Source organism: Parerythrobacter aurantius (assembly GCF_045291475.1).
Lineage (GTDB): Bacteria > Pseudomonadota > Alphaproteobacteria > Sphingomonadales > Sphingomonadaceae > Parerythrobacter > Parerythrobacter aurantius.
The window spans coordinates 93,235-106,646 of record NZ_CP147985.1 but is presented as its reverse complement, the minus strand read 5'-3'; the positions used below and the strand labels follow the sequence as shown (position 1 = coordinate 106,646).

The window sequence follows — 13,412 nt, the reverse complement described above, 5'->3', positions numbered from 1 at the left end:
ATGCCTGCGATACCCCTTCCAGCGCTGCACGCGAGCCATGCCGGGACCTGGCTGAAGGACGGCAACAGGGACACGCGCGGCTGCTCGAAGGGCGAGGCGATCAACGCGGCGGCGGATACGCCGGTGCTGATGCTCAATGCCCCGCTGGTGGCGACGCGGCTGGGATATCCCGACCTGTCGGGGCTCGACCTGCTGGAGCTGTTCGCCTTCGTCCATCCGGCGAAATTCTGCGTGCCGACGCCCAAGGGACTGGCCCATGCGCTCGAGCTCGATGAGCCGAGGGACGACGCGGCAGTCCCCGAACTGCTGCAAAGAGCGGCGGGCAAGCTGCTGGAAAGATGCGAAACTGCGGAGTGGGACGAGCGCGAGGGGGCGTGGAGCGTACTGCAGTCTCTCGCCCGGCTACGCTGGCCATGGGCGGGGGTGCTGGCGCCGCATGTCGCCAAGCCCGAACGGGCGGAGAAGTGGTTGTTCGCGCGCCTGCCGGAATGGGAGGAAGCGCCGGAAAGACCTCAGCCTGCGCAGGTCAACCTCGCCGAGGCGGAAGTCGCCGCGCAGCTCGAACGGCTGACGGGCGAGGGGGCGGAGAGGCGCGCTGGACAACAGGCCTATGCGCTCGATGTCGCCAAGGTCTTCAGTCCGCGCGACAAGCGTTCGCTTCCCCATGTCCTGCTGGCGCAGGCGGGCACGGGCATCGGCAAGACGCTCGGCTATCTCGCCCCTGCCTCCCTGTGGGCGGAAAGGTCGCAAGGGACCGTGTGGGTCAGCACCTATACCAAGAACCTGCAGCGCCAGTTGCGGCGCGAGAGTCGCCGGGCCTGGCCGACCCGCCGCGCCGACGGGTCGCAGCCGGTGGTGGTCCGCAAGGGCCGCGAGAATTATCTCTGCCTTCTCAATCTGGAAGATGCGCTGCAAGGAGGTTTCGCGGGTCGGCCCGCTATCCTGGCGCAGCTGGTGGCGCGCTGGGCCGCCTACAGCGCCGATGGCGACATGATCGGCGGAGACCTTCCCGGCTGGCTCGGCACGCTGTTCCGCAAGCGCGGCATCGCGGCGCTGACCGACCAGCGCGGCGAGTGCATCTATGCCGGCTGCCCGCATTACCGGAAGTGCTTCATCGAGCGCGCCACGCGGGCGAGTGCGCAGGCCGACCTCGTCATCGCCAACCATGCGCTGGTCATGGTCAACGCTGCGCGCGGGCGGCACCAGGGCCAGCCGCCGACCCGGGTGATCTTCGACGAAGGCCACCATGTCTTCGACGCCGCCGACAGCACCTTCGCCGCTGCCCTCACCGGCGCGGAGGCGATCGAGCTGCGCCGCTGGATCGTAGGGCCGGAGAAGGGCAACCGCGGGCGCAGGCGCGGGCTGGCGGCACGGCTGGCCGATGTCGCAAGCTACGACGATGCGGGCGGCGAAGCGGTCGAGGCAGCGGTCGAAGCTGCATCGCGCCTGCCCTCGGACGGCTGGCTCGGGCGGATCGCAGAAGGGCAACCCTTCGGCCCGGTCGAGGCGCTGCTGGGGCAGGTTCGCGCGCTTGCCTACGCCCGCGACGAGAGCGGGGCGCAGGATGCTGGCTACGGGATCGAGACCGAGGTCGCCTCGCTGCCCGGTGCGCTGATCGAAGCGGCGCAGGATGCGGGCACCGCACTTGCCGCAATCCGCGCGCCGTTGATGAAGCTCGCCGGACGGCTCGAGGCCGTGCTGGAGGATGCGCCCGACTGGCTCGACGGGCAGGGCCGGGCCCGGATCGAGGGCGCGCGGCATTCGCTGCGCTGGCGGATCGACCTGCTTGCGGCGTGGGAATCGCTGCTGGCGCGGCTGGGCGGACCGGCGGACCCCGATTTCGTCGACTGGTTCGCGGTCGAGCGGAACGACATGCGCGAGTTCGATATCGGTATCCACCGACACTGGCTCGACCCAATGAAGCCCTTCGCCCACGTCGTGCTGGAACCGGCGCACGGCGTGATGCTGACCAGCGCGACACTGACCGACCGCGGCGAGACGGGCGAGGACTGGCAGGGCGCGATCCAAGCCAGCGGCGCGCCGCATCTCGAATTGCAGCCGCTCACGACCAGCGCGCAGAGCCCCTTCGACTACGCGGCGCGGGCCGAAGTGCTGATCGTCACCGATATCAAGCGCGGCGACCTGGCGGCGCTGGCGGGGGCTTACGGCCGGTTGATTGAGGCTGCGGGCGGCGGGGTGCTGGGCCTGTTCACTGCCATCAAACGGCTGCGCGCGGTTTACGGCCGCATTGCCGACCGGCTGGCGCGGGCCGGCCTGCCGCTGTACGCCCAGCATGTCGATCCCATCGACACCGGCACGCTCACCGATATCTTTCGCGACGACCGCAAGGCCAGCCTGCTCGGCACCGATGCCTTGCGCGACGGGGTCGATGTGCCGGGCGAGAGCCTGCGCTGCGTGGTGATGGAGGCGGTGCCCTGGCCGCGCCCCACAATCCTTCACCGGGCGAGGCGTGCCGCAAACGGCGGCGGCGCCTATGACGACCGCATCATCCGGGCGCGGCTGGCCCAGGCTTTCGGTCGCCTGATCCGCAGCCGCGAGGATGCCGGCCATTTCGTCGTCCTGTCCTCTGCCTTGCCGACGCGGCTTCTCAGCGCCTTCCCGCCCGGAACGCCGGTCATCCGGCTGACACTGGATGAGGCCTTGAAGCGGGTTGCAGCCGGGCCGCCGAACGTGGATAGGGAACGCGAGGATGCCGTTACGGCTCCTCGAGAGGAATCGCACGATTTATGAAAACGCTGGGCCTGCTGCGGCATGCGAAATCGGACTGGGACGATATGTCGACGCGCGATTTCGATCGCGGGCTCAACAATCGTGGCCGCCGGGGCGCTGCGCTGATGGGCGAGCATATCCGGGGGTGCGACTACAATTTCGACATGTTGCTCGCGAGCCCGGCCGAGCGGGTCAAGAAGACACTCGAATCGGCCGAGCTGGGCCTCTCGCCGCGCTTCGACCAGCGGCTCTACCTCTCCAGCGCCGACACCATGATCGACGTGATCCAGGAAAAGGCGGGTGATGCGCACGCGGTGCTGATCTGCGCGCACAACCCGGGCCTGCAGGAAATGCTCCTGCGCCTGATCGCACCCGCGAACGAGAACGCGCTGTTCGACGAGGCCAGCACCAAGTTCCCCACCGCCGCCTTCGCGGTGATCGAGCTCGCGATCGACAGCTGGGACCAGCTCGGCGGCGAGAACGGTACGTTGGCTCACTTCACCCGCCCGCGCGATCTCGATCCTGCGCTGGGGCCGGACGGGGACTAGCGCAGCACCCGCGGACCGCTGCCGTTGTCGCCCCATTTGTCGGCCGCGTTGTAGAGCGCGCATTTCTTCAACGACAGGCAGCCGCAGCCGATGCAGCCGTCGAGATCCTCGCGCACTTTCTGCAGCCGGGCGATCTTCGCGTCGATGCGGGTGCGGATCGCGCCGCTGATCTTTTTCCAGTCGGCGGCGGTCGGGTTGCGGCCTTGCGGCAGACGGGCGAGCTGCGCTTCGATCTCAGCCAGCGGAAGGCCCAGCCGCTGGGCGATCAGGATAAAGCTCAGCCTTCGGATATCCCCGCGCAGGAAGCGGCGCTGGTTTCCGCTGGTACGCAGGGCGGCAACCAGACCCTGCTCCTCGTAAAAACGTATGGCTGAGACGGTGAGCCCCGTGCGCCAGGCAAGCTCGCCAATAGGCAGGAGGTTGTTCGCGTTCACAGGCTCCGGCGGTAGCGAAAATAGTATTTGACCTCAACTTGGCTTGAGGTTTCATAACGCTGTGCATCGCAACAGGAGATGCACCATGCCCACGGGCCAGCTCGAACACGTCAACATCACGGTCACCGACCCGGAACGCAGCGCGAAGCTGTTCGAGCAGCTGATCGGCTGGCGCGAGCGTTGGCGCGGGCCGTCGCAGCTGGGTGGGTGGACCATCCATGTCGGCGACGAGACGACCTATCTCGCGGTCTATACCAACGAGCGTGCCGCCGGTGGCTATGCTAAGGGGGTGCCGCTCAACCATGTCGGGCTACTGGTCGACGATCTCGATGCGGCGGAAGCTGTCGTGATCGAACACGGGCTCGTGCCGTTCAACCACGGCGATTACGAGCCCGGGCGGCGGTTCTATTTCTTCGACTGGGACGGGATAGAATTCGAGGTAGTCAGCTATGAATGAGATCGTACCTCGAGTACCGATTTTCGGTGGTGCGACTCCGCCACAACCGCCGTTGCGGCACGGGACTGCGTCCATCGCTTCGTCGTTACAGAATTTGCACTGGCCGCAGCGACTTGTAGTGAAACATCTATTATACAACAGCTTAGGCTTTCCTGAACCTCGGCTTACAGGAACCTGGCGCAGAACCCGCCCGTTTTTGGCGGACTATGACCAGAAACAGCCTCACCGCTCGCTGCGCCCCGGTCGCGATTGCCGCGATCCTTGCGCTTGGCCCGACAACTGTAATCGCACAGGATGCGACGACCCAGCCCAGCCCTGCACCGGGGCCGGCTGTTTCCGCGCCGATGATGCAATCACCGGTGGCCCCTGCTCCGACGCCTACAGTAAACCCGAGCCCGCGTTTTATTTCGGAGCCGCAGGTGCAGCCTGTACCGGAACCCGACCCCGTAGCACCGACTAATGTTGAAACTCCAGCCGATGAGGCGCCGCAGGCTGGTGCGCCCGTACGCGAACCCGCACCGGTGGTCCGAACGACTGCACGTCCGTCCGCAGCATCAACACAACCGGCGACGACTTCGCTGCCTCCCTCTGAGTCCGGGCAATCTGTGACGAATATTATCGCCGACCCGGCACCTGCAGCCGAATTCCCCGAGATTGATCCAACCATCGAGCCTGTCGATGGATCGGCGGACGGTGTCGACACGGCCGGAGACGCGGGAGAAAGCGGCGTCATCGGGTTGGTGGCAGCGGCCTTGGCGGGTCTCATCCCGATCGGCATCGCGATTGCGGCACTGGTATGGTGGCGTCGCAGGTCGCGTCAGGTCGCGGATGCGCCGATGCGCGCCCAGGCGGCCGCCTCGCCTCCCATCGCTCCGGGCGCTCCGAAGGTCATCGAACCAAAGGCGCGCACGATGCCGCAACAATCAACTGTGGCGGCTCCGAAGGTGGTGGCGCCCCAGTCGACATGGGCTCCGCAACGGCCCTCGGCGCCCGTCACCTACGGCGGTAGCAATGTTACGGTGGCGGAGCGACCTGTAGCAGCTCCCGCGCGTAACGATGAACGCTACGCCGAGCCTGTCGTGCCTGAAGACGACGTACGGAGCTCGTATGTCCCTGACGCGAGTCCCGCCGCTTGGTCCGTCAGCGCGTCGCGGGATAGGGGACACCGGCGTGAACTGCTTGAATCCATGGTCGATGCACAGCCCGACGCGCGCAACCCCTTCACGTCGCGCAAGGCTCGCATGCGGCGTGCTCGGCTGATCCTGGCCTCGATGGAGAACGCCTGAGGGTTCCGTACCAGGCGAGGCATCGAACCTGACGGGTTAGCTGCAGGCAGGCGCCAACCCCTTGGCAGAAGTCGCAATCGCGGCACTGCCGTCCATCCCGAGGGTCGCATGGTTCCTGCCCACGGCGCCGGGCGCACCGCCAGTCGGTGCGCCCGGTTTCGCTTTAGAGGACAACGGATGCGATGTCCTTCGCACTTGCACCAGCGATAGTCCGCTGCAATGGACCCCACCATGAGCATGGAAGACCTGATCGCCGCAGCGCGCGTTTCGAAGTCCTGGCCTTTCCAGGAGGCCCAGCGCCTTCTCAAGCGTTATCCCAACGGTACCAAGCCGGACGGATCGCCGGTGCTGTTCGAAACCGGGTATGGCCCCAGCGGGCTCCCCCATATCGGCACGTTCCAGGAAGTCCTGCGGACGACGCTGGTACGGCGCGCGTTCGAAGCGATGATCGGCGCCCGCCCGGAAGACGGCAAGACCCGGCTGGTGGCCTTCAGCGACGACATGGACGGCCTGCGCAAGGTTCCGGACAATGTCCCCAACGGGCACGTACTGGAAGCCAACCTCCACAAGCCGTTGAGCCGGATCCCCGATCCTTTCGAGCAGGGCCACGCCAGCTTCGCGCACCATAACAATGCCATGCTGCGCGCGTTTCTCGACCGGTTCGGGTTCGATTACGAGTTCGTGGCCTCGTCGGAGATGTACAATTCGGGCCATTTCGACGAAGCGTTGAAGCAGGTCCTGCGCAAGAACCAGGCGATCCTCGACATCATGTTGCCGACGCTGAGGGCCGAACGCGCTGCGACCTATTCTCCGGTGCTGCCGATCAGTCCCGCGACGGGCAAGGTGCTGCAGGTACCGGTCGAAGTTGTCGATGCAGAGGCAGGGACTGTCCGTTTCACCGACGAAGACGGCACCGTTGTCGAGCAAAGCGCGCTTGGCGGCATGTCCAAGCTGCAATGGAAGGTCGACTGGGCGATGCGCTGGTATGCGCTCGGCGTCGATTACGAGATGTACGGCAAGGACCTGACCGACAGCGGCATCCAGTCGGGCAAGATCGTCCAGGCGCTCGGCGGGCGCAAGCCCGAGGGGCTGATCTACGAGTTGTTCCTCGACGAGAAGGGCGAGAAGATCTCCAAGTCCAAGGGCAACGGTCTGACGATCGAAGAATGGCTAACTTACGGCACCGAAGAGAGCCTGGGGTTCTACATCTTCCCCAACCCGAAGAGCGCCAAGCAGCTGCACGTAGGCGTGATCCCGCGCGCGGTCGACGATTACTGGCAGTTCCGCGCCGCCATCCCGGAACAGGACCTCGACAAGAAGCTCGGCAATCCGGTGTGGAACCTGCTGCGTGTCAACGGCGGGTGGCAGGCGGAGGAAGCCGTGGGCGAGGGCGACACGCTGCCGGTCAGCTTCGGGCTTCTCCTCAATCTCGCCAGCGTGCTCGGGACGGAGGCGACCGAGGCCAATCTGGCCGAGTATCTCGACACCTACCTCGGCGGCGTGCCTCGCGGGCCGGAGCTCGACGGCATGATCACGGCCGCAGTCGCCTACACCCGGGATTTTATCGCCCCGACACTCAGCAAGCGGGCTCCCCATACCAACGAGGCTGCAGCGCTTGCCGCCCTGGATGCCGTTCTGGCGGCTGCCGATCCGGCAATGAGCGCGGAAGACTTGCAGACCGAAGTCTACGAAATCGGCAAGCGCGAGGAATACGGGTTCGAGACCCTGCGGGACTGGTTCAAGGCGCTGTACCAGACGCTGCTCGGCAGCGAACAGGGACCTCGCATGGGCAGTTTCATTCGCTTGTACGGCATCGAAAACACCCGTAAGCTGATCGCGCAGGCACTCGAGAAGGCCTGACACGCGGGATCACTGGCGCGGGGGTGGGGCCCTCGCCGCCATCGAAATGGATTTACGTGAACGACGACAGTGACCGGCCCATCCCGCCAAGGGGCGAGATAAGTCCGCAGGCCGCCAGGGAATTCGATACCGCGCAGTTGGACCTGCGCGGCGTAGTCGATCCGCGCGATCTGCGGGTCGACCCGGCGCAACTCTTCCTCGAAACGACGCAGCAGACTCGCATGGCGATCGCCATTTCGGACCCGCACGGGCCCGACAGCCCGATCGTTTATGTCAACCAGGCCTTCATCGACCTGACCGGCTATCGCCGCGACGAAGTATTGGGGAGGAACTGCCGTTTCCTGCAAGGTCCGGCGACCGACCGGGACGCCGTGGCGCGGCTGCGCACGGGCATCGAGGAGCGCCGCTACACGGTCGTGGACTTGCTGAACTACCGCAAGGACGGAACGCCGTTCTGGAACGCGGTGCATGTCGGTCCGATCTTCGGTGCCGACGGGAAGCTTGAATATTTCTACGGATCGCAATGGGATATCACCGACCTCGTCGGGGAGCGCGACAAATCGGCGATGCAGGCCTTGCTCGCGCGAGAGTTGCGCCACCGGACCGACAATATCTTTTCCGTGGTCGGTGCCATCATCAACCTGACCTCCCGGCGCGAGAACGATGTCGGGATCTTCGTCGAAAAGCTGAGCGAACGGCTTGCCGCTCTCGCCGCCGCGCACCGCACGACCATTGCGGCGGATGAATCTAAGGAAGATAGTGCCGATCTCGCCACGCTCGCCAATGCGGTCCTCGCGCCCTACCGAAACCGGTTCGAAGAGCGGGTCCAGGTGGACGGGCCCCCGGTCGAATTGCAGCCGCGGCAGGTCAACGCCGTTGGTTTGGCGCTGCACGAATTTGCCACCAATGCGATTAAGTACGGGGCGCTCAGCGTCGCGCAAGGGCGAGTGCGGGTAAGCTGGACCAACGCGGACAATCGCCTGCACATCACCTGGCAGGAATCGGGCGGCCCGCCCGTCGAAAGCGACACGCCGCCAGCGCGCGGCACGGGAACGATGCTGGTCGACGGTATGCTGGCCGGCTGCGGCGGCAAGGTTTCCCGTGATTATGCCATTGGCGGCCTCAACCTCGTCATAGCCTTCGAATAAGCCGCCGCCGTCATTTCCATTTTCGCGTGCGGTACCACTTGGTGATGACGTATTTCACTCCGCGTTCGACCGGCGTGCCGGCATGGAGCGTGTCGGGATTGGGCACGCCGTCGGGCGAGGCATTGTTCCAGATCAGCAGGACGCCGGGCTTGGGCGGAACCTTGATGCCGACCTTCACGAATGCAGTCGCACCGCCGGCTTCGACCTGGTTGAGATAGAGCATCGCCGTCCAGCTGCGCTGGCCACCGCGCTTCTTTTCCGGCGGCCAGTAGTTTTCGCTGGTATGGAAGAAGTCATGGTGGGGCTTGAACTGCTGCCCGGCGGAATACCGCTGGCCCTGGATGGTTTCGCCGAGCTGGGCAGGCAGGCCCAGTACCCCGTCGATCCTGGCCGATATCTCCTTCACCAGAGGATCGTGCGGGTTGAAATTGCCCGAATAGGAAGTGCGAAATCCTTCCCGCTCCGTACCTTCGTACAGCAGGCTAGGCTGGGCGACCACGTCGATCATCATCATCAGCCGCTTGCATTCGTCGGCGGTGACGAACTCCTGAATGGCGTAGATTTCCGCCTTGTCTGTCTGGATCTTGGTGGCGCGAGGGTCCGCATCCAGCTGCTTGCGGACGATCTTTCCTACACGCGCGAGAGCGTCCTTGTCGGGAACAATAAGCTGTGTTGCCATGGCCATAGGCTAGCAGCGCTTGCCACCGGCTGCTAGACTGAGTGTCGGATCGACGAGGGGAGTAAGCGGATGAGCACTGCCGGACAAAGCCGCTATTCGGGCGTGGCGATGGCATTTCACTGGATCATCGCCCTGCTGGTGATCGTGAACTGGCGGATTGCCGAAGCGGCCGAGCATGCGAGCGAGATCGACGAGGCGGCGCTGGTCGGGAACCACAAGGCGATCGGTATCACCATACTGGTCCTCACGCTCGGGCGGCTGGCCTGGCGGCTCGGGCACAAACCTCCTCCGTTTCCCGACACGATGGCCGGGTGGGAAAAGGCGTTGGCGCGGACCGTCCATGTCGTTTTCTACGTGATGCTGGTAGGGCTCCCGCTGGGCGGCTGGCTCGCCGGTTCGTTCGCGGGCAGGGACATTTCCTATTTCGGGGCCTTCGTGATCCCTGCGCTTCCGGTGGGTGAGAACTTCGACCTGGCGAAAGCCATCATCGGCTTCCACAAGACCGGCGGGGAGATCATGATCTACCTTATCGGCCTGCACATCCTGGGTGCGCTGAAGCACACCTTCGTCGACAAGAGCGGCGGCGTAGCCCGGATGCTGCCCTGGGGCCGCAGCTGATCCGGCAAAAAGAAACCCCTGCCCGGGCAGGAACCGGGGCAGGGGTTTCGGGTACCGGGCAGACCCCCGTCGACCCGGGATAGGTTGGCGGCAAGACTACCAGAAGAAGTCGTAGATCACGTCCACCACTTCGCCGCTGTAGATATTCACCAGCAGCACGTCGTCGTAGTAGCGCACCCAGCGGTACGGTCCGTAGACCTCAGGCAGACGGTACCGCCACGGGTCGGCGATCCAGTACCGGTTGCCGAAGAACAGGCTGTCCAGATAGAACCCGATGCTCAGCCTGCTGTAGCGGTGCGACCGGTAGGGCGAATAATAGCGCCCGAGGCGGTACAGCCCCCGGTTGCCCAGCCGATAGCTGTACCAGTCGTAGCGGCGATCGCCGCGCCAGTGACGGGTGTCCCAGCGGTCGTAGTCGTGCCAGCGCCGACCGTCGTAATACCGATCGCGTCGTCCGTCGCGGCGCCCGTCACGATAGGCATCGCGGACGGCATCACGACGATTGTCGCGCCATTCTTCACGCCGGTCCGAGCGCCAGTCGCGCCGGTCGTCACGCCGCTCACCGCGCCATTCGCGGGTGTCTTCACGCCGCTCGCCTCGCCATTCGCGCGTATCGTCGCGCCGCTCACCGCGCCAATCGCGCCGCTCCTCGCGGCGTTCGCCGCGATCTTCGCGCCGATCGTCGCGGCGGTCCGCCGACCAGTCGCGGCGCTGCTCGAGACGCGTGTCGCGCTCGACGATCACAGGGCGCGGAGCTTCCACACGGCGCTCTTCGCGGCCACCGCGGCGGAAATCTTCGCGGGCGGTTTCGCGGGCGATCTCGCGGCGCCAGTCGCCGCGCGCCTCGCGTTGCGGGCGCTCGACCTGTTCCCGAGCGGCCGGTTCGGCCCGCCGGCTTTCGAATCGCGGCGCCTGGGCCCGCGGCTCGGCAGCTTCGCGTACTTCGGGCTGCGGTGCCGACCGGGCAGCGCGTCCGCCGCCGCGTCCGCCGCGATCGCCCCGCTCACCGCGCTCAGCACGGGGACGGTCATCGCTATCCTGCGCTTGGGCGGGGACGGCGCTGAGTGCCAACACGGCGGCGAGAACGCCGAGCCCGCTGGCGTTGAGGAGGTTCCTTGTCGTCATTCCGTTCGTTCCTTCCTTGCGCCGCACGTCGCACCCGGCGGCCCTTGACGGTAAACCGTGTGTTAGGGGAGGCGAGGTGAGCGGTTTCTGAACTGGGCCCATACCCCTCTGTTAATCTTCAGGCAGGAAAATCTGAATGCCAACGGGCTTGACGCGATGCGCGAAAGGTTGCGTAGGGCCTTCATGCAGTTGACGCTCGACGCGATCAGGACCGACTTCGAAAACCGCCTCTTCGCTGCGGCTAATGACCGTCGCAGTGCGATGCACACGCCGGTCGTGGCCACGGCGGATGCCGATGCGCGGATCATGGTGCTGCGGGAATTCGACCCGGCGACGGCGACCCTTCGATTCCATACCGATTTGCGCGCGCCCAAGGCTGGCGTCATCGGGGAGGGGGCGCCCGTCGGCGTACTCTTCTATGACCGCGAGGCTAAGGTGCAGATTCGCACGCGCGGCCATGGCCGCATATGTGCGGACGGCCCGGTGGTCGATGCGGCCTGGTCGACCGGCACCAATTTTGCCCGGCGGTGTTACCTTGGTGCGGGGCCGGGCACGGTAGCGGACGGACCCACGTCGGGACTTCCCCCGGAATTCGAAGGTCACGAGCCGGACGATCTCCAGCTGGTGCCTGCACGCGCAAATTTCGCGGTGCTGCTGGTGACGCTGGAGGAACTCGATTGGTTCACGCTCGCCCACACCGGCCATCGCCGGGCGCAGTTCGTGCGCACCGACGGCTGCTGGCAGGGACGGTGGGTAACGCCATAGACACAGTCCATGGCGCGATCCGTCAGCGGGTCAGTTTCTTGTAAGCCAACCTGGTCGGCCGATCCGCCGCATCGCCCAGACGGCGACGCTTGTCTTCCTCGTACGCCTCGAAGTTCCCCTCGAACCATTCGACATGGCTGTTGCCCTCGAAGGCGAGGATATGCGTCGCCAGGCGGTCGAGGAAAAAGCGGTCGTGGCTGATGACCACGGCGCAGCCGGCGAAGTTCTCGATCGCGTCTTCCAGTGCGGCCAGCGTTTCGACGTCCAGGTCGTTGGTAGGTTCGTCCAGCAGCAGCACATTGCCGCCTGCCTTCAGCATCTTGGCCATGTGGACGCGGTTGCGTTCGCCGCCTGACAGCTTGCCGACGTTCTTCTGCTGGTCCGGGCCTTTGAAGTTGAACGCCCCGACATAGGCACGCGTGCTCATGTCCTGGCCGTTGATCTTCATGTAATCGAGCCCGTCTGAGATTTCCTCCCACACGTTCTTGCTGCCATCGAGGTGGTCGCGGCTCTGGTCGACATAGCCCAGGTGTACGGTCTGGCCGATTTCCACCGTGCCGCTGTCGGGCGTTTCCTTGCCGGTCAGGATCTTGAACAGGGTGGACTTGCCCGCGCCGTTCGGGCCGATCACGCCGACGATGCCGCCCGGGGGCAGCATGAAGCTGAGGTTTTCGAACAATAGCTTGTCGCCATAGGCCTTGGTCAGGTTCTTGGCCTCGATCACCTTGCCGCCAAGGCGCTCGGGCACCTGGATGACGATCTGGGCCTTGCCGACCTGCCGGGTGTCCTGACTGTTCTGCAGTTCCTCGAACTTGCGGATACGCGCCTTGGATTTGGTCTGGCGCGCGGCCGGGGTTTGCCGGATCCACTCGAGTTCGCGCTGCAGAGCCTTCTGCTTGCCGCTTTCCTCGCGGCTTTCCTGCTCCATGCGCTTGGCCTTCTTCTCGAGATAGGTCGAGTAGTTGCCTTCGTAGGGATAGTAGCTGCCGCGATCGAGTTCGAGGATCCAGCCGACGACATTGTCGAGGAAGTAGCGGTCGTGGGTGATCATCAACACCGCACCGGCGTATTCCTTGAGGTGATTTTCGAGCCACTGGACGCTCTCGGCATCGAGGTGGTTGGTCGGCTCGTCGAGCAGCAGGATGCTGGGCTTCTGGATCAGCAGGCGGGTAAGCGCAACGCGGCGCTTCTCGCCGCCCGACAGGCTTTCCACGCCCATGTCGCCCGGCGGGCAGCGCAGGGCCTCCATTGCGACCTCGAGCTGGTTGTCGAGCGTCCAGCCGTCGACTGCGTCTATCTTGTCCTGCAGCTCGGCCATTTCCGCGCCGAGCTTGTCGAAATCCGCGTCGGGCTCGGCCATTTCCATGCCAATGGCGTTGAAGCGCTCGACCATGTCGGCGGTTTCGCGCGCGCCGTCCTTGACGTTTTCCAGCACGGTCTTGGTCGGGTCGAGCTCGGGCTCCTGCTCCAGGTATCCGACAGTGATGCCTTCGCCCGCCCAGGCCTCGCCAGTGAAGTCAGTATCGACCCCGGCCATGATCTTGATCAGCGTCGACTTGCCCGCGCCGTTGGGGCCCACGATGCCGATCTTCGCGCCCTGGTAGAACTGCAGGTTGATGTTGTTGAGCACCGGCTTCTGGGCACCGGGGAAGCTCTTGGTCATGTTCTTCATGACATAGGCGTATTGGGCGGACATCGCGGATCCTTCGAATTCTGGAATCTGTGGCTGGAATTGGGCGTGCAGATAGGGGCGCATGGCGGC

General features: G+C 65.3%; 12 protein-coding genes. 8 read left to right on the top strand and 4 right to left on the bottom strand.

Annotated elements, in window-relative coordinates; translation table 11 throughout:
* Both WAB17_RS00560 and WAB17_RS00555 read left to right on the top strand, forming a co-directional pair.
* Nucleotides 1–2,751: an ATP-dependent DNA helicase gene (locus WAB17_RS00560; protein WP_435418100.1), complete on the top strand. Its 2,751-nt coding sequence runs from the start codon at nt 1–3 to the stop codon at nt 2,749–2,751.
* On the top strand, nt 2,748–3,278 hold the full coding sequence (locus WAB17_RS00555) for a SixA phosphatase family protein (protein WP_435418099.1): 531 nt from the start codon (nt 2,748–2,750) through the stop codon (nt 3,276–3,278). Before WAB17_RS00560 ends, WAB17_RS00555 begins: the two co-directional genes overlap by 4 nt.
* On the opposite strand, the gene soxR is transcribed toward WAB17_RS00555, so the two are convergent.
* Nucleotides 3,275–3,712 carry a redox-sensitive transcriptional activator SoxR gene (gene soxR / locus WAB17_RS00550; protein ID WP_435418098.1) on the bottom strand — a complete coding sequence of 146 codons (438 nt, stop codon included), beginning with the start codon at nt 3,710–3,712 and terminating at the stop codon, nt 3,275–3,277. The genes WAB17_RS00555 and soxR overlap by 4 nt on opposite strands.
* Nucleotides 3,713–3,797: 85 nt before the next feature.
* On the opposite strand from soxR, the gene WAB17_RS00545 reads away from it, so the two are divergent.
* The 4 genes from WAB17_RS00545 to WAB17_RS00530 all read left to right on the top strand — a co-directional run bounded on the left by WAB17_RS00545 (nt 3,798) and on the right by WAB17_RS00530 (nt 8,463).
* Complete coding sequence (locus WAB17_RS00545; RefSeq protein ID WP_435418097.1) at nt 3,798–4,169, top strand: VOC family protein; 372 nt, start codon at nt 3,798–3,800, stop codon at nt 4,167–4,169.
* 605 nt (nt 4,170–4,774) lie between these two features.
* Nucleotides 4,775–5,455, top strand: a complete 681-nt coding sequence (locus WAB17_RS00540) for a hypothetical protein (protein ID WP_435418096.1) — start codon at nt 4,775–4,777, stop codon at nt 5,453–5,455.
* 231 nt (nt 5,456–5,686) lie between these two features.
* Entirely contained in the window at nt 5,687–7,315 is a 1,629-nt protein-coding gene (locus WAB17_RS00535) for a lysine--tRNA ligase (RefSeq protein WP_435418095.1), read from the top strand.
* Nucleotides 7,316–7,371: 56 nt separating this feature from the next.
* Nucleotides 7,372–8,463: a PAS domain-containing protein gene (locus tag WAB17_RS00530; protein ID WP_435418094.1), complete on the top strand. Its 1,092-nt coding sequence runs from the start codon at nt 7,372–7,374 to the stop codon at nt 8,461–8,463.
* Nucleotides 8,464–8,473: 10 nt separating this feature from the next.
* On the opposite strand, the gene WAB17_RS00525 is transcribed toward WAB17_RS00530, so the two are convergent.
* A complete protein-coding gene (locus WAB17_RS00525; protein WP_435418093.1) occupies nt 8,474–9,142 on the bottom strand; it encodes a prolyl hydroxylase family protein in 669 nt (222 codons plus the stop codon).
* A gap of 69 nt (nt 9,143–9,211) precedes the next feature.
* Between WAB17_RS00525 and WAB17_RS00520 the strand changes: the two genes are divergently transcribed.
* Complete coding sequence (locus WAB17_RS00520) at nt 9,212–9,760, top strand: cytochrome b (RefSeq protein ID WP_435418092.1); 549 nt, start codon at nt 9,212–9,214, stop codon at nt 9,758–9,760.
* A 96-nt stretch (nt 9,761–9,856) separates the two neighbouring features.
* Here the strand turns inward: WAB17_RS00520 and WAB17_RS00515 are convergent, their stop codons facing one another.
* The gene (locus WAB17_RS00515) at nt 9,857–10,885 is read right to left on the bottom strand and encodes an RcnB family protein (protein WP_435418091.1); all 1,029 of its coding nucleotides are present in this window, start codon (nt 10,883–10,885) and stop codon (nt 9,857–9,859) included.
* A 183-nt stretch (nt 10,886–11,068) separates the two neighbouring features.
* Here WAB17_RS00515 and WAB17_RS00510 point away from each other — a divergent pair, with 183 nt between their 5' ends.
* The gene (locus tag WAB17_RS00510; RefSeq protein WP_435418090.1) at nt 11,069–11,650 is read left to right on the top strand and encodes a flavin-binding protein; all 582 of its coding nucleotides are present in this window, start codon (nt 11,069–11,071) and stop codon (nt 11,648–11,650) included.
* 22 nt (nt 11,651–11,672) lie between these two features.
* On the opposite strand, the gene ettA is transcribed toward WAB17_RS00510, so the two are convergent.
* Nucleotides 11,673–13,346, bottom strand: a complete 1,674-nt coding sequence (ettA, locus tag WAB17_RS00505) for an energy-dependent translational throttle protein EttA (RefSeq protein ID WP_435418089.1) — start codon at nt 13,344–13,346, stop codon at nt 11,673–11,675.
* Nucleotides 13,347–13,412 lie beyond the last annotated feature (66 nt).